The 25,837-nt window shown below is 73.0% G+C and carries 22 protein-coding genes; 1 reads left to right on the top strand and 21 read right to left on the bottom strand.

What is annotated here, in order from left to right:
- Window positions 1-104: 104 nt before the first annotated feature.
- From EDD29_RS16635 to EDD29_RS16565, 15 genes are all read right to left on the bottom strand, one after another.
- A complete protein-coding gene (locus tag EDD29_RS16635) occupies window positions 105-1,844 on the bottom strand; it encodes an ABC transporter ATP-binding protein (RefSeq protein ID WP_123665283.1) in 1,740 nt (579 codons plus the stop codon).
- Window positions 1,841-4,453 carry an ABC transporter ATP-binding protein/permease gene (locus tag EDD29_RS16630; RefSeq protein WP_123665282.1) on the bottom strand — a complete coding sequence of 871 codons (2,613 nt, stop codon included), beginning with the start codon at window positions 4,451-4,453 and terminating at the stop codon, window positions 1,841-1,843. Before EDD29_RS16630 ends, EDD29_RS16635 begins: the two co-directional genes overlap by 4 nt.
- Window positions 4,453-5,145, bottom strand: a complete 693-nt coding sequence (locus tag EDD29_RS16625) for a TetR/AcrR family transcriptional regulator (RefSeq protein ID WP_246052808.1) — start codon at window positions 5,143-5,145, stop codon at window positions 4,453-4,455. The genes EDD29_RS16630 and EDD29_RS16625 overlap by 1 nt, the downstream gene beginning before the upstream one ends.
- A 275-nt stretch (window positions 5,146-5,420) precedes the next feature.
- A complete protein-coding gene (locus tag EDD29_RS16620; RefSeq protein ID WP_148085984.1) occupies window positions 5,421-5,966 on the bottom strand; it encodes a hypothetical protein in 546 nt (181 codons plus the stop codon).
- A gap of 207 nt (window positions 5,967-6,173) precedes the next feature.
- Entirely contained in the window at window positions 6,174-6,770 is a 597-nt protein-coding gene (locus EDD29_RS16615; RefSeq protein ID WP_123665279.1) for an NADPH-dependent FMN reductase, read from the bottom strand.
- Between the two features lie 130 nt (window positions 6,771-6,900).
- The gene (locus EDD29_RS16610; RefSeq protein ID WP_123665278.1) at window positions 6,901-7,251 is read right to left on the bottom strand and encodes a VOC family protein; all 351 of its coding nucleotides are present in this window, start codon (window positions 7,249-7,251) and stop codon (window positions 6,901-6,903) included.
- A complete protein-coding gene (locus tag EDD29_RS16605) occupies window positions 7,248-8,231 on the bottom strand; it encodes an LLM class flavin-dependent oxidoreductase (protein WP_123665277.1) in 984 nt (327 codons plus the stop codon). The genes EDD29_RS16610 and EDD29_RS16605 overlap by 4 nt, the downstream gene beginning before the upstream one ends.
- A gap of 3 nt (window positions 8,232-8,234) precedes the next feature.
- The gene (locus tag EDD29_RS16600) at window positions 8,235-9,215 is read right to left on the bottom strand and encodes an enoyl-CoA hydratase/isomerase family protein (protein WP_123665276.1); all 981 of its coding nucleotides are present in this window, start codon (window positions 9,213-9,215) and stop codon (window positions 8,235-8,237) included.
- Window positions 9,216-9,300: 85 nt separating this feature from the next.
- On the bottom strand, window positions 9,301-10,281 hold the full coding sequence (locus EDD29_RS16595; RefSeq protein WP_123665275.1) for an LLM class flavin-dependent oxidoreductase: 981 nt from the start codon (window positions 10,279-10,281) through the stop codon (window positions 9,301-9,303).
- On the bottom strand, window positions 10,278-11,831 hold the full coding sequence (locus EDD29_RS16590) for a class I adenylate-forming enzyme family protein (RefSeq protein WP_123665274.1): 1,554 nt from the start codon (window positions 11,829-11,831) through the stop codon (window positions 10,278-10,280). Before EDD29_RS16590 ends, EDD29_RS16595 begins: the two co-directional genes overlap by 4 nt.
- Before the next feature lie 30 nt (window positions 11,832-11,861).
- Entirely contained in the window at window positions 11,862-12,839 is a 978-nt protein-coding gene (locus tag EDD29_RS16585; RefSeq protein WP_123665273.1) for an LLM class flavin-dependent oxidoreductase, read from the bottom strand.
- Complete coding sequence (locus EDD29_RS16580) at window positions 12,839-13,939, bottom strand: LLM class flavin-dependent oxidoreductase (RefSeq protein WP_123665272.1); 1,101 nt, start codon at window positions 13,937-13,939, stop codon at window positions 12,839-12,841. The genes EDD29_RS16585 and EDD29_RS16580 overlap by 1 nt, the downstream gene beginning before the upstream one ends.
- Before the next feature lie 85 nt (window positions 13,940-14,024).
- On the bottom strand, window positions 14,025-15,044 hold the full coding sequence (locus EDD29_RS16575; protein WP_123665271.1) for an acyl-CoA dehydrogenase family protein: 1,020 nt from the start codon (window positions 15,042-15,044) through the stop codon (window positions 14,025-14,027).
- A gap of 18 nt (window positions 15,045-15,062) precedes the next feature.
- Window positions 15,063-16,214 (bottom strand): acyl-CoA dehydrogenase family protein, encoded by a 1,152-nt coding sequence (locus tag EDD29_RS16570; RefSeq protein ID WP_123665270.1) that lies wholly within the window; start codon window positions 16,212-16,214, stop codon window positions 15,063-15,065.
- Between the two features lie 16 nt (window positions 16,215-16,230).
- On the bottom strand, window positions 16,231-17,781 hold the full coding sequence (locus EDD29_RS16565; RefSeq protein WP_123665269.1) for an AMP-binding protein: 1,551 nt from the start codon (window positions 17,779-17,781) through the stop codon (window positions 16,231-16,233).
- A 73-nt stretch (window positions 17,782-17,854) separates the two neighbouring features.
- Between EDD29_RS16565 and EDD29_RS16560 the strand changes: the two genes are divergently transcribed.
- Window positions 17,855-18,862: an MBL fold metallo-hydrolase gene (locus EDD29_RS16560; RefSeq protein ID WP_170201436.1), complete on the top strand. Its 1,008-nt coding sequence runs from the start codon at window positions 17,855-17,857 to the stop codon at window positions 18,860-18,862.
- On the opposite strand, the gene EDD29_RS16555 is transcribed toward EDD29_RS16560, so the two are convergent.
- The 6 genes from EDD29_RS16555 to EDD29_RS45475 are packed head-to-tail and all read right to left on the bottom strand — an operon-like array spanning window position 18,814 to window position 25,836.
- Window positions 18,814-20,370: a class I adenylate-forming enzyme family protein gene (locus tag EDD29_RS16555; RefSeq protein WP_123665267.1), complete on the bottom strand. Its 1,557-nt coding sequence runs from the start codon at window positions 20,368-20,370 to the stop codon at window positions 18,814-18,816. The two genes, EDD29_RS16560 and EDD29_RS16555, sit on opposite strands and share 49 nt — an antisense overlap.
- A gap of 6 nt (window positions 20,371-20,376) precedes the next feature.
- Complete coding sequence (locus EDD29_RS16550; protein WP_170201435.1) at window positions 20,377-21,876, bottom strand: class I adenylate-forming enzyme family protein; 1,500 nt, start codon at window positions 21,874-21,876, stop codon at window positions 20,377-20,379.
- On the bottom strand, window positions 21,873-22,376 hold the full coding sequence (locus EDD29_RS16545) for a VOC family protein (protein ID WP_123665265.1): 504 nt from the start codon (window positions 22,374-22,376) through the stop codon (window positions 21,873-21,875). The genes EDD29_RS16550 and EDD29_RS16545 overlap by 4 nt, the downstream gene beginning before the upstream one ends.
- A 31-nt stretch (window positions 22,377-22,407) precedes the next feature.
- Window positions 22,408-23,283: an SDR family NAD(P)-dependent oxidoreductase gene (locus EDD29_RS16540; RefSeq protein WP_123665264.1), complete on the bottom strand. Its 876-nt coding sequence runs from the start codon at window positions 23,281-23,283 to the stop codon at window positions 22,408-22,410.
- Complete coding sequence (locus tag EDD29_RS16535; protein ID WP_123665263.1) at window positions 23,280-24,464, bottom strand: acetyl-CoA acetyltransferase; 1,185 nt, start codon at window positions 24,462-24,464, stop codon at window positions 23,280-23,282. The genes EDD29_RS16540 and EDD29_RS16535 overlap by 4 nt, the downstream gene beginning before the upstream one ends.
- Window positions 24,457-25,836, bottom strand: coding sequence for a hydroxymethylglutaryl-CoA synthase (locus tag EDD29_RS45475; protein ID WP_170201434.1), 1,380 nt, complete (start codon window positions 25,834-25,836; stop codon window positions 24,457-24,459). The genes EDD29_RS16535 and EDD29_RS45475 overlap by 8 nt, the downstream gene beginning before the upstream one ends.
- Window position 25,837 lies beyond the last annotated feature (1 nt).

Raw genomic sequence — 25,837 nt, 5'->3', positions numbered from 1 at the left:
ACGACGCATTCTCGGGAAGCGCCGGCACCGGTGCGCGGGGCCCTCATCGGCGGGCGCCGGGCCGTCGAGGGTCCTCGGGCGGCCCGGCGCGGGTGGCGCCTCGCCTAGGGAGCGGGGGTCAGCTGCCAGTGGGTGGTGTCGGACTGGTGGCGCCAGAACCGGGCGAAGCGGCCGTTCGCGGCGAGGAGGGAGTCGACGGTGCCTTCCTCGATGACGCGACCGTCGTCGAGGAACAGGACGCGGTCGGCGTGGCGAATGCCGGACAGGCGGTGGGCGACGACCAGGCGGGTGCGGGCCTCGGGATCGGCGGTGAGCGCCTGGACGACGGCGGTCTCGTTCTCGGTGTCCAGGGCGCTGGTGGCCTCGTCGACCAGGAGGAGCGGAGCGGGCTTGAGGAGGGCCCGCGCGATGCCGACGCGCTGGCGCTCCCCTCCGGACAGGGCGGCTCCCGCCTCGCCGGCCGGGGTGTCGAGCCCGTCGGGGAGGCGCGCGACGAGGTCGTCGACGCGGGCGAGGGTGAGGGCGCGGGTGAACGCCCCTTCCTCCGCGTAGGGGTGGCCGCTGAGGACGTTCTCCAGGATCGAGCCGTCGAACAGGTACGGGTGCTGGAACACCACGCTCGCCAGCGACAGGCGGGTGTCGGCGTCGAAGGTCGCGAGGTCGATCCCGTCGACGAGCACGCGCCCGCGTTCCGGCTCGTACAGGCCGGCGGCGAGGCCCAGGATCGTGCTCTTCCCCGATCCCGACGGGCCGACGATCGCCGTCAGCCGGCCCGCCTCCAGGGTGAGGTTCAGGCCGTCCAGGACGGGTTCCTCGTCCGGACCGTGGCGGAACACCACGTCCTGGAACTCGATCCGGGGCGCGGTGGTCGCCCGCGCGGCGGCCGTGCCCTCGGGGATGACGGGCGCGTCGAGCACCGCGCGGATCCGGCGGAGCGTCCCGCGCACGCTCTCGATCGCCGGGGCGAGCTCGCCGAGCACGGTGAAGGGCTCCAGGTAGCGGGCGACGACGACGATGAGCGCGATGGCCTCGGGCACGTCGAGGTCGCCCCGCACGGCGAGGACCGCGGCGGTGCCCGCCAGCAGGATGAGCGCGAGCTGGGCCGCGAGCCCGAACAGGAGCCGGCCGGGCACCTGGAGGAGCAGCAGCCGCACGGTCGCGCCGTGCTGGGCGGCGAGCGCGGCCCCGGTGTGGCTGCGGGCCGGCTCCACCCGGCGGGCCGCGCGCAGGGCCTCCTGGGTCCGGGCGAACTCGAAGATCCGCTCGGTGAGCGCGCCGTTGGCCTCCGCCGCCGCACGGTCGGCGCGGCGGCCGATCGCGCCCGCTCCCCAGAAGGCGCCCAGCACGATCGGGACGCCGGCCAGCGCGGCGAGCCCGAGCTGCCACGACACCGGCAGCAGCGCCAGCGCGATCGCCACCGGCAGCAGGGTCGCGCCGACGAGCGGCGTGAGCAGGTTGACGACGAGACCGACGAGTTCCGGTCCGGTGGCGGCGATCGCCTGCCGGGCGTTCGCGGTGTTCGCCACGGTGAACCAGGTCAGGCGGACCCGGGTGAGCCGGTCCGCGACGTCCTTCTGGGTGCGGTCCAGCAGCGCGAAGCCGAGGTCGAAGCCGATCCGCGCCACGATCACGTCGGTCGTCCAGCCCGCGACGGTGACCGCGGTGAGCGCGCCCAACCACGGCCACGCGGCGCCGGGGTCGTCGCCGAACAGGGCCCCGACCAGGGGCACGAGCAGGACCGCCGCGGCGGCGCGCAGCGCCACGCTCACCACGGTCAGGACCGTGTGGACCACCGCGCGGCCGCGTCGGTCCCCGGGAAGGAGCCCCACCAGGGTGCGGATCATCGGACGCTCTCCTCGGTCCTCGAAGTGCCGTGTCCGCCCGCCCGCCACAGGCGGCGGTACCTGCCGTCGGCGACGAGCAGCGCGGTGTGCGGGCCCGCTTCCACGACGCGGCCGTGGTCGAGCACGACGATGCGGTCGACGCCGGTGATGGTGTGCAGGCGGTGCGCGATGACGAGCACGGTCCTGCCCCGGGTGAGCCGGGTCAGCGCCCGCTGCACGAGGTACTCCGACTCCGGGTCGGCGAACGCGGTCGCCTCGTCCAGGACGAGCACGGGGGTGTCGGCGAGGATCGCGCGGGCGATCGTGAGGCGCTGGCGTTCGCCGCCGGACAGCTGCGCGTCCGGGCCGAGCACCGTGTCGTAGCCCTGCGGCAGGCGGAGGATCCGCTCGTGGACGTGCGCGTCGCGGGCGGCCCGCTCGATCCGGGCCCGGTCGGCGTCGGGCACGGCGAGGGCGATGTTCTCCCGGACCGTGCCGTGCACGAGCTGCGGGTCCTGGAGGACGAACCCGACCCGGGTGTACAGCTCGTCGGAGGTGAGGCCGCGGAGGTCCCCGCCGCCGACGCGGATCGCGCCGGAGCCGACGTCGTGGAAGCGCGCGAGCAGAGCCGCGAGGGTCGACTTGCCCGACCCGGACGGCCCGACGAGCGCGGTCACCGTGCCCGGCTCCAGCGTCAGCGAGACGTCGTGGATCACCGGGACCCCGGGCTGGTAGCCGAAGGTCACCCGGTCGAATTCGACGAGGCCCGCGACGGCCTCCCCCGGCGCGTCCGGGACGTCGCGCACGGCGAGTTCCGGCTCGTCGAGCGCGACCTGGACGCGCCGCGCGGCGAGCAGCCCGTCGCGCAGGCCGCCGAGCCCGTACCCGACGCCCAGCAGGCGGGCGCCGAACGTGGTGCCCAGCAGCAGGAACGGCAGGAGGTCCACCGGGTCCATCCGGCCGCCGACGACCAGCGGGGTGCCGATCACGGCGATGAGCCACAGGAACGTCCCCTGCCGCGTGGCCAGGTCCATGACCGTCTTCTTGCCGATGAACGGGCGCCGCCAGTCGTTCAGGAAGCCGATGTAGCCGTCGAGGCTCCGGCGGTACCCCTCGGCGGCGGCGCCGAAGACCCGGATCACCGGCTGGCCCCGCAGGTACTCGGCGGCCTCGCCGTTCATGCGCTCCGCCCACCGCTGCGCCTGGGCGATCTTCGCGCCGGACTGCGCCGTCATCACCGCCATGGTGACGATGTAGACCAGCACCGGGATGAGGAGCGCGAGCGCGATCCGCCAGTCCACCCAGAACAGGTAGGCCAGGACCGCGATCGGGGCGACGGCCGCCGCGACGGCGTCGGGGACGGCGTGGGTGATCAGGTAGTGCAGCGCGAGGGTGTCGTCCTGCACGAGCTGCTTGACCGCGCCCGAACCGCGCGCGGTGAACCAGCCGAGCGGCAGCCGGGCGAGCTTGCCGAGCAGCCGCTCGCGCAGTCCGCGCGCGAACCGCGCGTCCACCCCGTGCAGCCACAGCAGGAGCAGCGCGCCCAGTGCGGTGCCCGCGCCGAGCAGGGCCGGCGCCGTGACGCCGACGGCCCGCAGCGCGTCCGGTCCCGCACCGTCCAGCAGGCGTCGCGAGAGCTCCACGAGCAGGACGAACGGGGCGAGCTGGACCAGGGTGACGAGCGCTTGGAGCAGTCCGGCGAGCATGAGGGTCGGCCTCAGCGGGGCGATCAGGCGGCCCGCCGCCTGCGCCTTCCACGCGCCGCGCACGGGCTCCCCGGACGGCGCCTCGGCCGGAGCCCCCTCGGCGGAGGACGGGACCTCGGCCCTTGCCTGCTCAGGTACGGCGGCGGACGTCTCGGGCGTCGGCCGCTCGGCGCTCCTGTCGCGGCGCAGCGTGCTCAGCGCGCTGCCCCGCATCCAGTAGCCCTGCGCGTGCACCTCGGACTTGGGGAACCCGAACTCCTTGCGCAGCCGGTTCCGGACCTGCTTGATGGAGCCCAGCTCGGCCGCGGCCCACGCGTACCAGTTCGACCAGTCGCGCGCTTCCAGCGCCTCGCTCAGGGACGCCGTGTCCCCGCGCGGCACCCAGCGCACCCGCGCGCGCGGATGCGCGGTGACCGGGATCAGCCTGTCGTCCTCGTCGTGCCACTCCAGGACGACCTCGACGGGCGTCTTGGCGGGGATCACGCCGAGGATGCCGTTGATGGCGGGAATGGACGCCGCGTCCCCGATCAGGAGGTATCCGGCGGGCACCTCGTCGGCGACGGTGAACTTCTTGGAGCCGAACGCGCTCACCGGGACCGTCGTGCCCGGCCCCGCCGCCTGCGCCCAGACCGTCGCGGGGCCGGGCGGATCGTGCAGGACGAAGTCGACGGCGAAGTCACCGGTGTCGCGGTCCCACTCCGTGAGGGTGAAGCCGCGCTGGAACTCGGTGTCCGAGCCCTCCGGGTCGGGGAACCAGAACCGCAGGTAGGCCGCCGGTCCGGGGTCCAGGTCGGCGAGCAGGCCGGGCGCGTTCATCCGGACGCGCAGGAACTTCGGCGCGAGCAGGAAGGACTCGACCACCGTGACCTCGTGGTCCTGTGAGCCGAGGCCGCGCATGAGCGCGCCCTGGAATCCGCGGGACATCAGCCGCCCTCCCCGCCGCCGGAGAGGTCCGCGACGATCTCGTGCACGGGGCGGCCGGGCCTGGCCACCGAGACCAGGCCCCGGATCGACGCCGCGAGCAGCAGCCGCACGAAGTCCGGTGTCGACATCCGGGGCAGGTCCGCGTGCGCGGGGCCCAGCCGGTCGTCGGCGAGCAGGCGCTCCGTGGCGGTGCGCTGTTCCCTGGCGTACTCCTCGCCCTGCCGGGCCGCGGTGTCGCTCTCCTCCGACGCCGCGAGGCTGATCGCCAGGGAGGCCACCGCGCCGCTCAGCACCACCGCGACATCGGGCGTGTACCCGCGGCGGCCCAGCGCCTCGACCTCCGCCGTGAGCAGCCGCATGCCCTCCTCGCCGCGCGGGAACAGCACCTGGAGGTAGGCCGCGAGGCCCGGATGCGCCAGCGCGTACTCCCGTAGCCGGAGCGCTAACGACAGCAGGTGCCGTTCGGGGCCCTCGGCCGGGTCGTCGGGCAGGTCGAGTCCGGCGAGCAGGCTCTCGCCGACGAGGCGCTCCAGCTCCCACCGGCTCTCCACATGCCGGTACAGCGCCGCGGCGGACACGTCGAGTCCGTTCGCGACGGCCTTCACGCTGAGCCGCCGCAGGCCCAGCTCACGCCCCACCCGCACGATCTCCTGGACCGTGACGACCCGGGCCCTTCCCCCATGCCGCACCACCGGCAGCCTCCCTTTCCCATCCCGCGCACTCCGTTCCGATCATCCGCCCAGAGCTAAGTTACCCCCTATAACTTAGGAGCCCCCAACTCCTCGGATCAACCCCTTTCCACCGCTGCGAGCCTTGCCACGCCGGGCTTCCCGCGGTCCACCGCCGCGTGGCGGGCGAGGTGCGCCGCCCTCCTCCGGGAACGCGAAAGCGCCCGGGCGCTCCGGCATCGGGCCGGGAGCGCCGCGGGCGCGTGGGCCGCTCGCGCGTCAGGCGCGGGCGGCGGAGGTCAGTTGGAGGCGGACCACCAGCTGGCGGAGCCGTCGTAGCGACCGGTGATGGTGGCCCACGGCTTGTAGGTGCGGCCGTCGCCGGTGTAGTAGAACTTGCCCTTCACGCGGGCGGTGACCGAACTCCACGAACCGGTGTGGACGAGCTTCTTCTTGGACCACCCGCGCCAGCGGTAGACGTTCTTGTTGCGGGTGTAGCTGCGGTACTTGGCCTTCGCCGACACCACTTCGGCGCCGTCGTAGCACCAGTTCAGGCGCTCCTTGACCCAGAAGTACCAGTACCCCTTCTTGCCCTTGCGGTAGCCGGCCTGCCGCTCGACCCATCGGCAGGGCGCCTTCTTGATGGCGGCGGCCTCCGCCGCGCTGTAGGGGGTGCCCTCACGCGCGGCCTGGGCGATCAGCTCGCTCCCCGAGACCGTGCCCTGCCGCACCACGACGGCCTCTACGCCGGGGCCCCCCGGGGAGGCCAGCGCGGGGGAGGCCGTCAAGGCGAGCCCCGCGGCGACACCTACGGACAGCGCCGACCTGCCGGCAAATCGTTTCATGGACTGCTCGCCACCTCACTGCTCTGTTGCAACGGACCAAACAAGCAGGAGTCACCTTAATTACTAAGAAACAGTCCTTGCAGTACTTGGCCGAAATCGGCGACTTGTCCGATGCAACGAACCAACGGGCGAAGGTGTCGGGGAACACATCAAGATCGTGCGCTGGACCGCGAGAGAGGCGCGAGCGGGCTCGCGCCTCTCCGGAGGTCAGGCCGGGTACGGGCTCTTGGCCTTCGCGTCGAGCAGCGCCCGCGCCCACCAGGTGAGCTGCACGAGCAGGGTCTCAGCGGCGGCGTCGCAGGCCTTCGGGTCCTTCGGCCAGGTGCCCGCCTCGTCCCAATGGCCCCACGCGTCATGGAAGCTGACGGTATCGCGGACGGTCACCGCGTGCAGTTCGGCGAAGACCCCGCGCAGGTGCTCGGTCGCGCGCAGCCCTCCGGACAGCCCCCCGTAGGAGACGATGCCGACCGGCTTGCCGAACCACTGCCTCCGGTGCCAGTCGATGGCGTTCTTGAGGACCGCGGGGTAGCTGTGGTTGTACTCGGGCGTGATGACGACGAAGGCGTCGGCCTCCTCGAACCGCCTGGCCAGCGGCTCGCTGACCGCCCGCACCCCGGGCGGCGGCTCCTCCCCGTACGCGGGCCACACCAGCGGCAGGTCGACCTCCGCCAGATCGACGACGTCCACGTCGAACCCGCCGAACTCCGCGGCCCGCCGCGCGAACCACGCGGCCACCGTCCCGCCCAGCCTTCCGCCGCGCACGCTCCCCACGACGACCACCAGCCGTAGCTTCTTCTCGGTCACGAGCAACCTCCTTCGGATTACCGCGACCGTAGAACCTCAACCTTCATCAAGGTCAAGCCGAGGCCGAACGGAGGAGGCGGAAGGAGACCGGGTCTCCTTCCGCCTCCTCCGGACGTGCCCGGATCGTCCGTTAGGACGGGCCGTACACGACGAGGACGTTGCCGTCGGGGTCGCGCAGAACCGCGCGCCGTTCGTGGCCGCCTTCGGTGACCTCGCCCACCGGTGCTCCCGCGGCGCGCAAGGCGGCGGCGGTGCCCGCGACATCGGAGACCTTCAGGCCCAGCGCCGGAAGGCCCGCCACGGGCTGCTCGGAGAGGGCGGCCAGGGCGATGGTGCTCCCCCCCCGGCCGTCGAGTGCGGCGTACCGGTCGCCGTCCTGGAACTTCACCGTGAGCCCCAGGACGTCTCGGTAGAAGGCGAGCGCGGCCTCCAGGTCGGCGACGGGGAGCAGGACATGGCCGAGCCGCATGCCATCGGTCATCGGGGCGACTCCTTGAAGTGGGGCATGACCTCACGGGCGAACCGCTCGACGATACCGTGGGACACCTCGGGCGGGCAGCCGAGCCATTGGACGCGGAAGACGAAGTGGTCGAAGCCCGCGGCGGCGAAGTCGCGGATCTTGGCGGTGATCTCCTCGGGGGTGCCGAAGAACAGCGCCTTGTCGCAGAGCTCCTGCCACATCGTCTCGAAGTAGTCCATGCCGTATTCGACGTAGGAGGAATAGGACCGGCGCGCGTACTCCCCCGCCAGTGCGAACGCTTCCTCCCGGGAGTCGGCGAGGCACAGGTCCCGCTGGATCGGCCGGGTGAGCGACGCTCCGGCGGGACCGCTCTCCTGCCGGTGCGTCTCCAGGTTGCCGACCGCCCAGTTCCGCTTGACGTTGGAGGGCGCCAGCCACGAGTAGCCGTGCCGGGCCGCCTTCCGGATGCCGAGCGGCCCGTTCGCGCCGACCCAGATCTCCGGCCGGGGCCGCCCATGAGGCAGCACGCTGCACCGGACTCCGTCGAGCTGGAAGTGCGCGCCCTCGTGGTGGACCGGCTCACCCGTCCAAAGCTTCTCCATCACCTCCAGTGCCTCGAACATCCGCGACGAGCGGCGCTTCAGGTCGAGGCCGAAGGCGGCGAACTCGTCCTCGCGGTAGCCCGCGCCGACCCCGAGGACGAACCGTCCGCCGGACATCTGGTCGAGCGTGGCGACCTCCTCGGCCCAGTGCACCGGGTGGCCGAGCGGGAGGATGAGGATGCCCGTGCCGAGGGCCATGTCCCCACTGTGCTCGACGATCCGGCTGAGCACCGGCAGCGGCTGCGGGGTCGCCAGGTTCGACAGGTAGTGGTGGACGCCGAAGACCGAGTCGTATCCGGCGTCCCGCACATGCTGCACGAGCTCGACGAGTTCGCCGATCCGCGCCCGGACGTCCTCGCCCTTGGCGTACTGGTGGTCGAGGAGGATCCCGAAGCGCAAAGGTCAGCCCTGCCCGCCGTCGCGGGAGCGGCGCTCGCTCAGCCGGAAGTAGGGCGCGACCATGTTGTCCCGGTCGGCCAGCGCCTTGGCGATGCCCTTCTCACGGCGCTGCTTGAGGAAGTTCCAGTCCCCGTCCTCGAAGGAGACGTTGGTCGCCCAGCCGTGGCCGACCCAGCCCGTCATCGCGCCGAGACCCTTGCCGCGCGCCTCCATGACGACCTGCATCATGGCCTTGCCCATCATCAAGGAGTCCAGCGGGGTGACCGCGATCGCCTCGGCGTAGTCGTCCACCCACTGCTGGAGTTCCTCGTGCGGCACGACCTTGGTGACCAGGCCGGCCTGCTCGCCCTCCTCGGCGCCGAGCGGGCGCATGGTGAGCATGAGGTCCTTCATCTTGGTGAGGCCCAGCTTCTCGATCCAGTGGTACATGTCCTGGGGGGCCGGACCAAGGTAGCGGAAGGCCGGGTGGGTGAACCGCGCGTCGGGGGTGGCGATGACGATGTCGCACGACAGCGCGATCTGGAAGTGCCCGCCGTAGCAGTAGCCCTGGACCTGGCAGATCGTCGCCTTGAGCGACTCGACGATCGGGCGGGTGAAGCCCGAGGTGAGGACGTTGCGGTCGGGCAGGATGCGCTGGCGCTGGGCGGGGCGGCGACGCGAGGCCTTGTCGGTGCCGCTGCGGTAGCCGATGTAATGGCCGAGCTCCGCGGCGTCGGCGCCGGTGCCGAAGTGCCGCCCCTCCCCCTTGAAGATGATCACCTTCACGCGGTCGTCGGTCTCGGCCTCGCGCACCAGGTCGCCGACGCGCTCGAAGGCGGCGACGGGGATGGCGTTCAGGGTCTCGGGCCGGTCGAAGGTGATGGTGGCGACCGCCCGCTCGGGGTCGACGTCGTACCTGACGTACTTCTCCAGCAGCTCCTCGTCGAGGATCATGTTGTCGGCGTCCCACTGCTGGGACAGCAGCTCAGCTTCGGTCTTCTTCATCTCTCAGCCCTTCTTCATACCGTCCGGTCGGAATGTACGAGGTGTCATGGGTCACTGTCAAGGGGCCACGAGGTGGCGCCCGCCCTCAGGCGAAGGCGGGCATCACCTCGCGGGCGAACAGCTCGAGCGAGCGCCTGGCGTCCTCCACCGGCATCCCCAGCCACATCGGCCGGAAGATCAGGTGGTCGAACCCGAGCGCCTCGTACTCGCGGATGCGCTCGATGAGCAGCTCCGGCGATCCCAGCAGCAGCGTGTGCCGCACCAGCTCGTCGAACCTGTCGCGCTGCCAGCTCAGCGCGGGGTACTCCGCGTAGGAGTAGTACTCGCGGCGGGCGTGCGGCAGCGCCTCGGCCACGGCCCGCTCGGTGGTCGGGGCGCAGTACAGCTCGACCCCGATCGGCCGGTCCACGGGTGTCCTGCCGTACTCCGCCAGCGCCGCGTCGTACACCGCGGTGTGCTCGGCGAGGTACCGCGGATTGGGCGAGTTCCCCGGCGCGTACCAGCCGTCGCCCAACCGGGCCGCGCGGCGCACCGCCTTCTTGCCGCCCGCGCCGATGTAGATCGGCGGGCCCCCCTTCTGGAGCGGCGGGACCCCGCAGCGGGCGCCCTTGAGCGTCGTGAACTCGCCCTCGAAGTCGAGGGTCTCACCCGACCACAGCGCCTTGATCAGCCGGACGCCCTCGTCGAGCCTGCGGAACCTGCCGTCCATGTCCACGCCGAGCGCCTGGAACTCGTGCTCCCGGTAGCCCGCCGCCACGCCGAGGGACACCCGGCCGCCGGAGAGCTGGTCGAGGGTGGCGAACTCCTCGGCGACGTGCACCGGGTGGAACAGCGGCAGGAGCAGGATGCCGCTGCCGATCCGCATCTCGCCGCTGCACTCGATGAGCCGCGCCATCATCGAGATCGGCTGCGGGGTGGCGAGGTTGGACAGGAAGTGGTTGATCGTCCAGACCGAGTGGTAGCCCAGGTCCGCGGCGTGCTCGACGAGGCCGGTCAGCTCCCGCAACCGGGTGCGCAGGTCGTCCTCGAACGGGTACTGGTGCGGGGCCATGATGCCGAACTTCACCGGGCCGCCCCTTCCGTGACGGGCGCCGCGGCGCCGCCGGTCCGGCTCACCTTGCCGGTGGCGCTGCGCGGGATCGCCGCGACGAACACCACCTCGCGCGGCGCCTTGAAGTGCGCGAGGCGCTCCCGGGACAGGGCCACCAGGGCCGCGGCGAGCGCGTCGTCGGCGACCGCCGGGTCCGCGGCCCGCACCACCTCGGCGCGGGGGATCTCGCCGAGCCGCTCGTCCGGCACGCCGATCACCCGGAGGTCGGTGACGAGCGGGTGCGCGCGCAGCTCCTCCTCGATCTCCTCGGGCCAGACCTGGAACCCGCCGCACTTGATCATGTCGCGCTTGCGGCCGACGAGGAACAGCACCCCGTCGGGGTCGACGTAGCCGATGTCGCCGGAATGGACCCAGCCGTCGCGCACCAGCTCGGAGGTCGCCTCGGCGTCGTCCACGTAGCCCTTGGCCATGGTGCTGCGCACGACGATCTCGCCGGGCTCGCCCGGGGGCAGGGCGGCACCGTCGTCGTCGCGGAGTTCGAGTTCCACACCGGGGTAGACGCGCCCCGCCGAACCCGGCTTCCACCGCCCGGCGCGCATGTCCGCCGACGTCCAGCCCGCCACGTGCCCCGTCTCCGTCGAGCCGTAGTTCATGACGATGGGGACGCCGTACCGCTCCTCGAACCTGCGCCGCAGGTGCGGGCCGAGCGCCTGGCCCGCGATGAGGACGGAGCGCACCGTCGACAGGTCCAGCGCCTCCTCGGCGTGAACGAGGTCGAACAGCATCGTCGGCAGCAGGAAGAGGTTGTCGAAGCGGTGCTCGGCGAGGAGGCGCCGCAGCGTCTCGACGCGGAAGCGGTCCCACAGCACGGCCGAGCGCCCCACCCGGAAGGCGAAGAGCAGGGAGTGCTGGCCGCCGCTGTGGAAGAGCGGCAGCGCGATGAGGTTCGGCGCGACGCCCTCGGCGACCGGCGGGTAGGGGCCCTCGCGTCCGGTGGAGACGCGGGCGAGGCGCGCCAGGGACTCCTGGACCCCGCCGTGGGTCACGCTGACCGCCTTGGGGCTGCCGGTCGTGCCGCCGGTGAACAGGATGCACGCCTCGTCCCCGGCGGCGACCTCCACCGCGGAGACGGTCTCGGGCGCGCCGGCGCCGAGCGCGGTCCGGCCGGGCGCGAGCGCCCCGTCGACGACGAGGGCGGCGGTGCCGGTCCTGGCCACGGCCTCGTCGAGGGCGACCAGGTCGTGGTCGTCGGCGATGAGGAGCCGGGGCCGGGTCTTGCCCAGGGACTCGGCGAGCTCCGCGCCGTTGTAGAGGCCGCTGATCGTCACCGGTACGGCGCCGAGCTTCCAGGCCGCGTAGAGCACCCGGACGATGTCGGGGCCGTTCCGGGTGTAGATGGCCACCCGGTCGCCCCGGCCGACGCCGTGCCCGGCGAGGGCCCGCGCGACCGCGCCGGCCTCACCGTCCAGCTCGGCGAACGTCCAGGTTCGACCGTCCTCGTGGGTCAGCGCCGTGCGGGCGCCGGCCTCCGCCGCGCGGAGTTCCAGGTCGCGAGCGAGGTTCACTTCAGACTCCTTCTGTTCTCGTCTCGTCGCTCAGCCGACGTGCGGGAGGACTTCCTCGCCGAACCTGCGGATCTGCGCCATGGCCTGGTCGTGCGGCATGCCCATGAACTGGAGCCGGAGCGACAGGTGGGTGATGCCGTGCACGCGCTCCAGGCCGCGGATCCGCTCGACGACGCGGGCGGGGTCGCCGACCAGGCAGTCCTCGGCGATGTAGCGGTCCACATCGATGCCCTGAGCGGTGTCCCAGGACTTGTAGCCCGAGTACTGCCGTTCCAGGTGCGGCCTGACGAGCGCGACCGCTCCCTCCGTCGTCGGGGCGACGCAGGCCTCGCGGCTCATCGGGTAGGCGCGGTCCAGGGAGTGCCCGTGGGCGCGGAGTTCGTCGCGGTAGAGGGCGAGCCGCTCCGCGATGGCCTCCTCGCCGCCCTCGGGACCCATGAGCCATGGTGCGTCGAGGCGTGCCGCGCGCTTGATCGCGGGGTCGGCGAAGGCGCCGATCCACAGCGGAGGGCCGCCGGCCTGGACGGGTCGCAGCGCCAGGTGGGCGTTCTCGACCTTGCCCCAGCTGCCTTCCGCGGTGACCTTCTCCCCCGCCCACAGCGCGCGGAGCAACGGGACGTACTCACGCAGCCGCCGGATCCTGTCGCCCCACTCGACGCCGAACGCCGCGCACTCGCGCTTGCGGTATCCCGCGCCGAGCCCGACGGTGATCCGGCCGCCGCTCAGCACGTCGAGCGTGGCGAGCTCCTCGGCCAGCGCGATCGGGTTGTGCAGCGGCGCGAGGAGGACGCCGAAGCCGATCCGCACCCGCTCGGTGGCGTGGGCGAGGTAGCCCGCGAGCTGGAGCGGCTGGAGGAAGGCCGAGTGGGCGAGGTAGTGGTGGCCGAGGTAGACGGTGTCGAAGCCGAGCCTGTCGGCCAGGACCGCCTGCTCGGTGATCGCGGCGAGCCCCGCGGACGGGTCTGTGTCCGGGTCGAACTGGGCGCTGAGGAAGATTCCGACGCGCATCAGACGGCCGCTCCGGCCGGGGCCGCGTTCTCCGTGGCCGTCTCGCCGGGCGCTCCGGCGGCGCGGAACTGCGGGATCACCTCGGCGGCGAAGGTCTCCATGGAGCGCAGGGCCTCCTCGCGGCGCAGCGACGGAATGCGCATCCAGGATATGTAGTGGTTGATACCGAGCTGGTCGCGCAGTTCGGCGACGGTCTCGGCGACCCGCTGCGGGGAGCCGAAGTTGCCACCGTGGGTGAGGGTCTGCTCCAGGGTGAGCAGCTTGATGTTCGCGGCGACCTTCTCGTAGTAGCCGCGCTCGGCCTCCAGCGCCTCCTCGGAGCCGGGGATCACCTTGCCGACGGACCGGTAGTAGTCCAGCGCGGCCGCGGCGGCCTCGCGCAGGCCCTCCTCGCCGTGCCCGGCCCACACCTGCTGCATGAAGGGCAGGTCGTGGCGGGACGGATCGTGGCCGCCCGCGAGGCTCGCGTCGCGGTAGGCCTCGAAGTTGCGCTTCATCAGGGTCAGCGGGGTGAAGTTCGGCGAGGTGATGATCGGCTCGCCCACCGCGCCGCGCTGCCGGAAGTTCTCGGGCGAGACGGTCCCCTGGAGGATCTGGGGTCCGCCCGGCGTGAGCGGCCGGGGGTAGGTGGTGATGTTCTCGTAGTGGAAGATCTCGCCGTGGTAGGAGAAGTTCTCCGTGGTGAGTGCCAGGCGCAGCACGTCGAGGGTCTCCTCGTAGCGCTTGCGGGACTGGTCCAGGGGGATGCCGAAGCCGCCGAACTCCTTCGGCTGGTAGCCGCGCCCGACCCCGATGACGAGCCTGCCGCCGCTCATGACGTCGAGGGCCGCGACGTCCTCGGCGAGGCGCAGCGGGTCGTGGAACGGCAGGACGAGCACGGCGGTGCCGATGGTGATGCGCTTGGTGCGCTCGGCGACGGCCATGCCGAACTGGAGCGGGCTGCCGAGGATGCCGTACTTGGAGAAGTGGTGCTCGGCGAGCCACACCGAGTCGAATCCGAGCTCGTCGGCGATCTGGATCTCCTCGAGCGTGTCGCGCAGGACCTGCTGGTCGGACACGCCGTCGCTCACCGGGAACAGGTTCATGATCCCGAACTTCATTTGCACTCCTTATTAATTCCGACCGGACGGTATGTTAGGTGCCCGACCGGGTCGACGGCAAGGCCGTCCCGGTCGGGCGCGGGCGTCAGCCGCCCAAGCGGATGCGGCCCAGCGCGCGCCGGTGCCACGAGGGGGCGCCGAACCAGGGCTCGGTGGCCAGGGCGCGGCGCAGGTAGAGCTGCGGGTCGGCCTCGTGGGTGATGCCCATGCCGCCGTGCACCTGGATCGCCCGCTCGGCCGCGAACACCGCGGCCTCGCCGGCGCGGGCCTTGGCGGCGTGCGCGTGGGCCGCGGCGTCCGCCTCGCCCTCCTGCACCGCCCACGCGGCGTAGAGGGTGAGGTCCCAGGCGGCCTTGAGCCCCACGAAGGCCTCGACGAGCTGGAACGCCACACCCTGGAACGCGCCGATGGGCCGGCCGAACTGCCTGCGCTCGCGGGCATAGGCCGCGCCCAGCTCGATCGCGCCCCGCGCCACCCCGCACAGGTCGGCGGCGACGAGGACCGCGCCGCGCAGCAGCCCGTCCCCCGCAGGGCCGACGGCCAGCGGCTCGGTGTCCAGAGAGACCGCGCCGTAGGGGCGGCTCGGGTCGAGCGACGCACGGACCAGCACACCTTCGGCGGGGACGAGGGCGGTGCGCCCCGGCAGGGAGACCACGAGCGCGTCGGCGCCCTCGGGAAAGGCGACGAGGGTCTTCGCACCGCGCACCCTGCCGTCGACGAGGTCGGTGGCCGGGTCCGCGAACCCGTCGCGGCCCGGCTCGTCGACCGCGGGCGACCAGCGCGCCCCGCCTTCGACGGCCGCGGAGACGTCGATCCCCGCCGCGAGGCCGAGTTGGACGGCCGCGGCCTGCGCGACGAAACGGGTGGGCACGAGCCTCCGGCCGAGCGCCTCCACGGCGACGGCGAGGTCGACCAGGCCCGACCCCACGCCGCCGGCCTCTTCGGGCACCCCGACGAGGCCGTAGTCCTCCATCAGGACGCTCTCGAACGAAGGCTCACGCCAGCCCTGCTCGTGCCCGGCGCGGGCGAGGACCGGCCCCTGCTCCCCGAGGGCGAGCAGGGTGCGCTCGAGATCGAGCTGTTCAGGGGTGAAGATCGCGGGCATCCTGCGCTCCTTGGTGTCTCAACGCGAACGGGGAAGGCCGAGCACGCGCTCGGCGAGGATGGACTTCTGCACCTCGTCGGTGCCGCCCTCGATGGTGTGCGCGCGGGCCCGCAGGTAGTGGTGCAGCCGGACCGCCGCGCCCGGGCCGTCGACGAGCACGCCCTCGGCGCCCTGGAGGCGCACCGCGAACCGGTTGGTGGCCTGCACGACCCCCGCCCACAGCAGCTTCATCACCGACGTCTCCGGCCCCGGCGCGGCCCCCGCCTGCATCTCCGACATCATCCGCAGCGAGCCGATGCGCACCGCCTCGGCGTCGGCGTCGAGCGCCCCGACGGCCTCGCACACGCCGGGGTCGGCGGCGAGCCCTCGCTCGGCGGCGACCACCGCGAGCCGGTCGACGGCCTGGCGCGCCCACACCCACAGGTTGAGCGCCATGCTCGCCCGCTCGTAGGCGAGGGTGGTGAGCGCGACCTTCCAGCCGCCGCCGACGGGCCCGAGGACGTCCCCGTCGGCCACGAACACGTCGTCGAGGAACATCTGGTTGAACTCGGTGTCGCCGTTGAGCATGACCAGCGGCCGGACCTTGATGTCGCGCATGTCGGCGAGGAAGTAGGTGATCCCCTCGTGCTTGGGCGCGGCGGGGTCGGTGCGGGCCAGCAGCATGCACCGGGTGGCGTTGTGGGCGTTGGACGTCCACACCTTCTCGCCGCTGATCAGCCAGCCTCCGTCGACCTTGCGGGCCGCGGTGCGCAGGCTCGCCAGGTCCGAGCCGGAGCCGGGCTCGCTGAAGCCCTGGCACCAGTACTCGCGGCTGTCGAGGATCGCGGGCAGGTACCGGGCCTTCTGCGCCGCGGTGCCGTGCGCGAGGATCGTCGGCCCCGCGAGCATCGAGCCGACGCCGTTCAGAGCGTACGGGGCGCCCCGTTTCTCGGCCTCCTCGTTGAAGATCGCCTGGGCGAGGGGGTCGAGGCCGCGGCCGCCGAACTCCACGGGCCAGGACAGGCCGGTCCACCCGCCGTCGGACAGCCGCTGCTGCCAGACGCGCGACCAGTGCTCGCGCTCCTCCTGGCCCAGGCCGTCCTGCTGCGGGACGTCGGCCAGCGCCGCGTCCAGCCAGCCGCCCACCTTCGCGCGGAACGCCGTGTCCTCGGCGCTGTCTCGGAAATCCACAGTCTCAACTCCTGCTTCACGCGGAGGCGCCGTCGGCGGCGACCGCCACGGCGTCCTCGGAAAGACGGGCCTTGTAGAGCTTGCCGTTGGGGTCGCGCGGCAGCCCGGTGACGAGGTGAAGGCGGGCCGGGCACTTGACCCGCGCCAGCTTCCCGGCGCAGTGCGCGGCGATCGACGCGCGCAGCTCCGCGCCGTCCAGCGGGCCGGGCACCGCCTCGACGAACGCGACGGGGACCTCCCCGAGGTCGGGGTCCGCGGCGGCGACCACGCCGGCGTCGGCCACCTGCGGGTGGGTGAGCAGCGCCGCCTCGATCTCGGCGGGGTAGACGTTCACCCCGCCGACGATGATGAGGTCGCTGGAGCGGCCGGTGAGGAACAGGTAGCCGTCGGCGTCGACGTAGCCGAGGTCGCCGACGGTGAGGAGGCCGTCCCTGCGGGCGTGCCGGGTCTTCTCGGGGTCGTTGTGGTACTCGACCACGTCGGCGCCCTGCCGCATGTACACGGTGCCTTCGACGCCCGAGGGCACCTCGTTGCCTTCGGGGTCGAAGATCTTCAGCGTGGAGATCGACGCGGGCCGTCCGACGGTCCCGGGTCGGGCCAGCCACTCGTGCGGGCGGGCGATGGTGGTGCCGACCTCGGTGGAGCCGTAGTACTCGTAGAGGACGGGCCCGAACCAGGCGAGCATGCGCTCCTTCACGGGCCGGGGACAGGGCGCCGCGCCGTGCAGCACGGCTCGCAGCGAGCCCACGTCGGCCGCCTCCCGCACCGCCTCGGGCAGGCGCAGCAGCCTGTGGAACTGGGTCGGGACCATGTGGGTGCCGGTCACGCCGTGCCGGGCGACGGTCTCCAGGAACATCTCCGCGGTCCAGCCGTCCATGAGGACGAGGCGGCCGCCCAGGTGCAGCGTGCCCGCCGCGGGGGTGAGGTTCGCCGAGTGGTAGAGCGGCGCGGACACGAGCCAGACCGCGCACGCGTCGGCCATCCCGTACTCGTCGAACAGCCACTTGTAGGTGCGGGCGCCCGCGTCGGCGTCGGCCTCGGGCAACGGGCGCTTGACGCCCTTGGGCCGCCCGGTCGTACCGGAGGTGTAGAGCATGAGGGAGCCTGCGGGACGCTCGGCGGGGAGGTCCGCGCGCCGCCCGTCGGTGAGGTCGGTGAAGGGGCGCGCGGCGGGGTGCGCGCCGTCGACGAACAGGGGCACCCGGCCCGCGACCGCCGCCGCCGTCTGGCCGGCTGACTTCTGGGAGCAGACGACGACGGCGGCCGCGCAGTCGTCGACGATGTAGGCGATCTCCTCGGCGGTCAGGTGGTAGTTGATGTTGACCAGGTACACGCCGCTCTGCATGGCCGCCAGATAGAGCGTCAGCATCCGGATGGAGTTGCTCATGACGCAGGCGACGGTGTCGCCGCGGTGCAGGCCCGCGACATCGCGCAGGCCGTGGGTCAGCCGGTTCACCTCGGCGCCCAGCTCACCGTAGGTGAGGCTCGCGCCCCAGGCGTCGACGATCGCGGGACGGTCAGGCTCGGCCTCGGCCCACCAGCGGAACCCGATGCGCTCCTCGCTCACCCGTTCCTCCTCAAATTAATGCCGACCGTTCGGTATCTTTTGACGGACCCAGATTATGCGAGGTGCCGTGGACATGTCCATACCGCTCATCACCGAACAAAGCGCTGCTTTCGCTCGCGGCTCGGTTCCCCCGGCCCGTCAGGTCGCCGACGGCGTCTGGAGCATCCCCGTCCCGCTCACGGGCAGCCCGCTCGTCTCCATGTTCATGTACCTCGTCGAGACGCCGGGCGGCCTCGTCCTGGTCGACGCGGGGTTCGACGCCGAGGACGCCTGGCAGGCGCTTCTCGCCGGGCTGCGCGCGGCGGGCGCGGCCCCCTCGGAGGTCGCCGCGACGGTGCTCACCCACAACCACCCCGACCACATCGGCCTCGCCGACAGGCTGCGCGCGGAAGGCGGCGCCGCCGTGGCGATCCACCCGCTCGACTGCTTCGCCACCCAGCGCGCCGTCCGCGGCGGCTTCCTCGACCAGCTCGAACGGACCCTGCTGCGGGCGGGCGTGCCGGACGCCGACCGCGCGCCGATGCTCCGCTCGGCCCGGCGGCTGGCCGCCCACAGCGAGTCCCTGGTCCCCGATCTGCTGCTGACCGAAGGAGACGCGGTCGGCGGCACGCTGCAGGTGCTGCACACCCCCGGGCACACCTACGGCCACATCTCCCTGCGCGACCACCGCCGCGGGCTGCTGTTCACCGGCGACCTGCTGATGCCGACCGGCGAGCCCCAGCTCGCGCCCGCCTCCCTGCCCGCCGACGACCCCGGCGCCGACCTCGCCGCCTCCCTCGACCGGATCGCCGGCCTGCGTGCGGACCTGGTCCTCCCGGGCCACCAGTACCCGATCGCCGACCACGCCCGAAGGGCCCGCGCGGTGCTCACCGCGCACCGTGCGCGCCTCGCGGAGGTCACCGGGGCCGCCGCCCGCGCCGGGACCGCCTGGGAGATCGCCGCGCTGCTCTCCTGGCCCCGGCCGTGGCCGGACATGGGGACGACCGCGAAGCGCTTCGCGGTCGTCCAGACGCTCGGGCTCCTGCGCGCCCTTCAGCGCGGCGGGGTGGTGCCGGCCTCCACCCAGACGGGCTCGAGCTGAGCCAGGCCCGTCCGCAGCTCCCGCTTGAGGATCTTGCCGGACGGGTTGCTCGGCAGCTCGTCCACCAGGTAGAGGGCCTTGGGCACCTTGAACCGCCCCAGGCGGGAGTTGCAGTGCGCGAGCAGGGCCCAGGGGTCGAGGCCCGGCTCGGCCACCAGCACGGCCGCCGGGACCTCCACCCAGGTCGGGTGGGCGATGCCGACGACGGCGGCCTGGTGCACGCCGGGGTGGTCGCAGAGCACCGCCTCGATCTCCGGCCCCGCGACGTTCTCGCCGCCGCTGCGGATCATGTCCTTGAGCCGGTCCACCACGTAGAGGTAACCGTCCTCGTCGAACCTGCCGACGTCGCCGGTGTGGAACCAGCCGTCCCGGAACGCCCTCGCGTCGGCCTCGGGGTCGTCGAGATAGCCGGGGCAGACCTTCGCGCCCCGGACGACGATCTCGCCTTCGGTCCCGGGCGGGACTTCGGCCCCGTCCTCGCCGACCACCCGCACGTCGACCCCGTGCACGGGACGGCCGACCGACCCCTGCTTGCTCAGCATGTGCGCGGTGTCCAGGTAGGTGACGCCGTTGCAGGTCTCGGTCATGCCGTAGCCCTCGACGAGCGACGCGTTGGGGAACAGCTCGAGGGTGTCGCGGAAGAGCGCGGGCGTGACCTGGCTGAAGATCATCCATCGGACGGACCCGGTGTCCCCGACCGCGTCGGGCCCGAGCCGCCGGATCAGCTGGAGCATGGTCGCGACCATCACCATGCCGGTGATCCGCTCGGTCTCGATCGCCGCGAGGATCGAACGGGCGTCGAACCTGCGCATCAGCACCATCGTCGCCCCGACGTACCAGGTGGCGTAGCCGGGGATGTCCAGGCCGCCCACGTGGTAAAGCGGGGCGAAGTTGAGCACCCGGTCCCGATGGGTGAGGGCGAGTTCCACCACCTGGGCGTTCATGTTGGCGTTGACGTTGCCGTGGGTGAGCCGCACGCCCTTCGGCCGGCTCGTCGTGCCCGAGGTGAACAGGATGCGCTGGAGGTCGTCGTCGGAAAGGTGCGCGTCGGGCACCTCCGCGCCCCGGTGCGCCGCGATGAGCGCGCCGACCCCGGTCCAGCCCTCCCCCATCGCGTCGAGGCCGAGCAGGACGCGCAGGCGCGGAAGGCGGTCGGCGAGCGCGCGGGCCGTCTCGGCGAACTCGGTCTCCGCCGCGAGCCCCACCGCGCCGGACCGTGCCAGGACGTCGGCGATCTCCTCGGGGTGCAGGCGGTGGTTCAGCGGCACCATGACCGCGCCGGTCTTGGCCAGCGCGAGCCCGAGGATCAGGTATTCGGGCAGGTTCATCGCCAGCACGGCCACCCGGTCGCCCCGCCCGACGCCGCGGGCGAGCAGGCCCGCGGCGAGCGCGTTGACGTCCTGGTGGAGCTCGGCGTACGTCCAGCGGCGGTCCTCGAAGACGAGGGCGTCCTTGTCGGCGAACCTATGCCGCGCCCAGTCGAGGATCCTGCTGAGATTTGCGGTCACGGCGGCTCAGCCCTCCTCGGTGAGCAGGCGCTTGAGCACCTTGCCCGAGTCGTTGCGCGGCAGTGCGGAGACCAGGGCGAAGTGCTTGGGGACCTTGAAGCGCGCCAGGTGCGCCTCGCAGTGCGCGCGCAGCGCCGCCTCGTCCACCGCCGAGCCCTCGCGCGGCAGCACGAACGCCTTGGGGACCTCGTCCCACTTCTCGTCGGGCACCCCGATGACGGCCACCTCGGCCACCTCGGGATGCGCGGCGAGGACCCGCTCGATCTCCGCCGCCGCGACGTTCTCGCCGCCCGACTTGATCATGTTGGCCCGCCGGTCGACGAACCACAGATAACCCTCGGCGTCGAGCGAGGCGAGGTCACCGGTGCGGAACCAGCCGTCCCGCCAGGCCGCGGCCGTCGCCTCCGGATCGCGCCAGTACCCGGGCGACACCTTGCGGCCCCGCACCAGCAGTTCGCCGATCTCGCCCGGCGGCAGCGCGGCGCCGTCCGGCCCGGCGACCCGCAGCTCGACGTAAGGCAAGGGGGTGCCTTGGGAGCCGAGTTTGGTCCAGGTGTGGGCGGCGTCCATGTAGCAGGCGCCGTTGCACAGCTCCGTCATGCCGAACGTGTCGATCAGCCTGACGTGCGGCAACGCCGCGTGGACCGCGCGGCGCACGCCCTCCGGCACCCCGGCGAAGACGATGAACCTCAGCGCCGACAGGTCGTGGTCGGCGAGGTCGGGCATCTTCAGGATGTCGTGGACGATCTGGGCGGCCAGCACCAGTCCGGTCACCCGCTCGCGCGCCGCGAGGCGCACGATGTCCTCGCCGCGGTAGCTCCGCGCGATCACCATCGTGCCCCCGGCCCGAAGGGTCGCCAGGCCCGGCGCCTCGAGGCCGCTGACGTGGAACAGCGGGGCGGACACCATCGTCCGGTCCGCGTCGGTGAGGCCGAGTTCCAGGATCTGGCCGACCTGGTTGGCGTCGATGTTCCCGTGGGTGTGCGTCACGCCCTTCGGCCGGGACGTGGTGCCCGAGGTGTACAGGACGCGTTGGACCCCGTCCTCGGAGGTCTCCGCGTCGGGGATCGCGGGGTCTCCCCCGGCCTCGCGCAGCAGCGCGGGCAGCGACAGCCAGCCCTCCGGCGTCGTGCCCTCCTCGTGCACGACACCCCTGCCGCAGCCCTCGGCCTTCTCGTGGAACTCCAGGTCCGCCAGGACCAGCGCGACCCCGGCGTGCCCGCACACGTACCGCAGCTCCTCGGCGTGCAGCCGCCAGTTGAGCGGCAGCGACACCGCGCCGATCCGGTCGAGCGCGATCAACTCGAGCACGAAGGTCGCGTGGTTGCGCGCGAGGATCGCCACGACGTCGCCGGGGGCGGCCCCGGCCCGCCGCAGGGCGGCCGCATGGGCGTCGGCGGCCCGGTCCAGCTCCGCGTACGTCCAGGAGCGCCCGTCGTCGACGAGCGCGACGGCGGCGGCACGGCGCAGGGCCTGCCTGCGCACCACTCCGCTCGGCCCGATCACGCCGGTCCCTCGGCCGCGGCCGCGCGGTAGGCGAGGATCTCCTCGCGGGTCGGCAGCGCCACGAACTCCAGGAGGTTCCCGTCCGGGTCGTAGGCGGCGAACGCCCGGATATGGCCGTAGTTCTCCAGCAGCACCCGGTTCGGCCGGGAGACGCACTCGGCGCCGAGGTCGGCCAGCCTGTCGTGCAGGTCCTCCAGTTCGTCGGCGGGCACCTGGAAGCTGAGCAGGAACACGCCGGGACGGCGGTGGTCCACCGGCCGCGCGGGCAGCTTCTCCCCCTCCCACTCGATCAGTTCGAGCTGGCCGAGCCGCGACGGGCCCTGGAGGTACTGGACCCTGCCGCGCGTCCCGTCGGGCAGCCGCAGGGAGGCCGTCATCTCCGGCCCGCCCACTTCGGCGCGCAGCGTCCTTCGGTAGCCGAGGCCCTTCTCGTAGAAGGCGGCGGCCCGCTCCAGGTCCGCCACCGACACCGCGACGTGGTGGACTTCGCTCACCGGCATGGATTCAACCTTTCGATCTTGTCTTGGACGTTCAGGCTTCGCCGAGCAGGGCGCGGCGGATGAGGGCGACCTCGCCCGTCCCGTCCTCGGGCACCACGTAGGAGTCCAGGTCGAGAACCTCGTCCAGCGCGGCCTCGACGGCCTCGGGCGTCGCCGGGTCCGCGCCCAGGTAGGCGCCCGGGGTCGTGCCGACGAAGATCCGTGCGACGCGCCCGCCCCCGGCGGACAGGATGTGGTGGGTGAGCGCGCACCGCTCGCTCACCAGGTAGGCGGCGACGGGCGCGATGTGCGCCGGGTCGAAGCGGTCGGCGAGATCACCGAGGAGGCCCTCGGTCATCCGGGTCGCCGCCGTCGGGGACAGCGCGTTCACCTGGATGCCGTGCCGCGCGCCCTCCACGGCGAGGACGTTCATCAGCCCGACGAGCCCCGCCTTGGCCGCCGCGTAGTTGGCCTGGCCGAAGGTCCCGAACAGGCCGGACGCCGACGTGGTGAGCAGCACCCGCCCGTAGTTCTGCGCCCGCATGACCGGCCAGGCCGGGCGCAGCACGTGGAACGCGCCGTCCAGATGGACCGCCATGACGTCGGCGACGTCGGCTTCGGCCATCTTGGCGAAGGAGGCGTCGCGCAGGATGCCCGCGTTGTGCAGCACGACGTCGAGCCGTCCGAAGGCCGCCAGCGCGGCCGCCACGACCGAGGCGCCGCCCTCCGCGGTGGCGATGCTCGCGGTCGCCGCGACCGCCGACCCGCCTGCCTTCTCGATCTCGGCGACGACCTCCTCGGCGCCTCCGACATCGGCGACCACGACCGACGCGCCGCGCGCGGCCAGCAGCAGGGCGTGGGCCCGGCCGATGCCGCCGCCCGCGCCGGTGACGACGGCGACCCGTCCGGTGAAGTCGATCTCGTTCACGGTGCCTCGTTTCCGATGACTGCGGTGAAGGCGACGCAGGAGCCGGGCTGGCCGCCGAGGTTCTGGGCGACGGCGAGCCTCGCACCGGGGACCTGCCGGTCCCCGGCCGCGCCGCGCAGTTGCAGGAAGCACTCATAGAACATGCGCAGGCCCGTCGCGCCGACGGGGTGCCCGAACGACTTCAATCCCCCGTCCGGATTGACGGCGACCGCCCCGTCCCGGTCGAAGGATCCGGCCACGATGTCGGCCCAGGCCCTGCCGCGCTCGGCGAAGCCCAGGTCCTCCATGAGCACGAGTTCGGTCGGGGTGAAGCAGTCGTGCACCTCGGCCACGTCGATCTGCTCGCGCGGACGGGTCACCCCTGCCTGCGCGTAGGCCTCCGCCGTGGCCTGGACGACCTCGGGAAAGGTGGTGAAGTCGTAGCCGTCGGTGCTGAGCCCGTCGCCGTTCCCCGCGACGAAGCCCATGCCCTTCAAGAACACCGGTCGGTCGGTATAGCGATGGGCGTCCTCCGCCCGGACGATCAGCGCGGCCGCCGCGCCGTCGGCGACGCCGGAGCAGTCCATGACGCTGAGGCTCCCGGCGATCCGGGGCGACCGCTCGACCGCCTCCTTCGAGACGGCCTTGCGGAACTGGGCCTTGGGGTTGAGCGCCCCGTTGGCGTGGTTCCTGACGGCGATGTGCGTGAGGGCGTCGCGCAACTCCCGCTCGGTGAGGCCGTAGCGCGCACGGTAGGCGGGGGCCAGGAGGGAGAAGCCGCCGGGCGCGGTCCACTCCACATCGGTGCCGTCCGACGGCGGCCAGGTCGCGGTGAGGCCGGAGAACGACGAGTCCTTCAGCTTCTCCACGCCGGTCGCCATCACCACGTCGTAGGCGCCGGAAGCGACGGCATAGGCCGCGTTGCGGAACGCCTCCGAGCCCGTCGCACAGTAGTTCTCCACCCGGGTGACGGGCTTGCCGCGCAGGCCGAGCGGCTTGGCCAGGGTCTGGCCGCTCATCCCCGACCCCTGGGTGCCGACCCAGAACGCCTCGACGTCGTCGAGGGCCAGGCCCGGCACGCCGTCCATGCACTCGGTGACGGCGTCGACGAGCAGGTCGTCGGCCGACTTGTCCCAGTGTTCGCGGAAGGGCGTGCAGCCCATGGCCACGATGGCGACCCTGTCGCCGAGTCCCTTAGCCATGACGCACCTTCTCCATCGGCCGTGCCTTCCAGAAATAGTTGTGGACGCCCTGTGTGGAGGAGATCCTCCGGAACACCGGCCGGAGGACGTCGCCGACCGCCAGTCCCCCTTCGGGCACGTCGGCGACGTGCACGCTACGCCTACCGCCGCCTTCGACGTCGACGACGGCCTGGACCGTCGGCCCGTCCGGTCCTACCGCCAGGAGGTCCTCGGTGAGGCTGACGACGGTGCAGGGCAGGTCCCGCAGGGGCTCGGGCCGCAGGGCGTCGTGAGCGCCGCAGCCCGCGCAGACCCGGCCGGGCGGGGCGGTGACCGCCGCGCACTTCGTGCAGCGGACCGCGACGAGGGCGTTCTTCCACGCGCGGCGGCGTTCCATCGGCGGTGCGGCGGGCGGCGCCGGGTCCGGCCGGTTCGGGCCCTGCACGGTGAACAGGCCGCGCCAGCGCAGGTACCGGTCGTAGGTCAGCGGGACGCGCCCGGTGAGCTGGTCGCGGACGCGCGGGCCGCACCGGGCCGCCTCCAGCCCCTCCCCCACCGCGAAGACGAACGCGTCCGCGCCGTCCGCGGCGTTGACCGCGAGAACGGTCTCGCCGGGACGGGCCCGGTCGAGGGCGTCGGCCAGCAGCAGGCCGAGGTGCGCCGCGCCGGTGTACCCGGTCAGGCCCTCCACCTCGGCGTCGGCTCCGCCGCCGAGCGCGGCCCGCGCGGCCGCCGCGGCCCTCGGGTTGGCGCAGGCGACGACGACATGGTCGGCCCTCCCCAGGCCCGCGTCCGCCAGCGCGCGTGCGGCGGCGTCGAGCGCGCGGTCGCGCAGGATGCCCGCGGTGAAGCGCTCGTCCCAGACCGTCGGATGCGGCGCGCCGGGCGCCCGCCACCTGTCGAGCAGTTCCACCGTGCCGGACGCGGCGGCCAGCAGCCGGATCGGGCCGTCCGGTCCCGCCGCGAACGCCGCGGCGGCGTCACCTTGGGCGAGTTCGCCGGGCGCGCCCGGAGCGTCGGTCCGCCGGTCGGCCAGGACGGCGAGGCCGCCCGCCGCCAGAGCGGTGCGCAGCGCGCCGGCCCCGGCCCGCAGGCCGGTGAGGTCCAGAGCCGCGACGCTCGCCGGCAGCGCCAGCGCCGCGTGGACCGTCGCCGCCGACGACTTGTCCAGGTACGGCGGCTCACTCGTCGCCAGGTGCAGGACCGGGACGTCCCGGGCCGCGCCGTCGAGGCGGCGGCCCGCCTCCACGCCGAGCGTCACGGCGTCCTCGTCATGGGCCGCGACGGAGCGGGCCCGGCGTCCGCCGGATCCCGCCTCCGCCCGGAAATCGGTCGTGGACAGCGCGTATCCCGGCAGGTACACGGCATACGCGGTGATCGTCGCTCCCGCCATG

Source organism: Actinocorallia herbida (assembly GCF_003751225.1).
Taxonomy (GTDB): domain Bacteria; phylum Actinomycetota; class Actinomycetes; order Streptosporangiales; family Streptosporangiaceae; genus Actinocorallia; species Actinocorallia herbida.
Note: the sequence above shows the minus strand (reverse complement) of the source record. Positions and strands in the feature narration are given on the sequence as shown.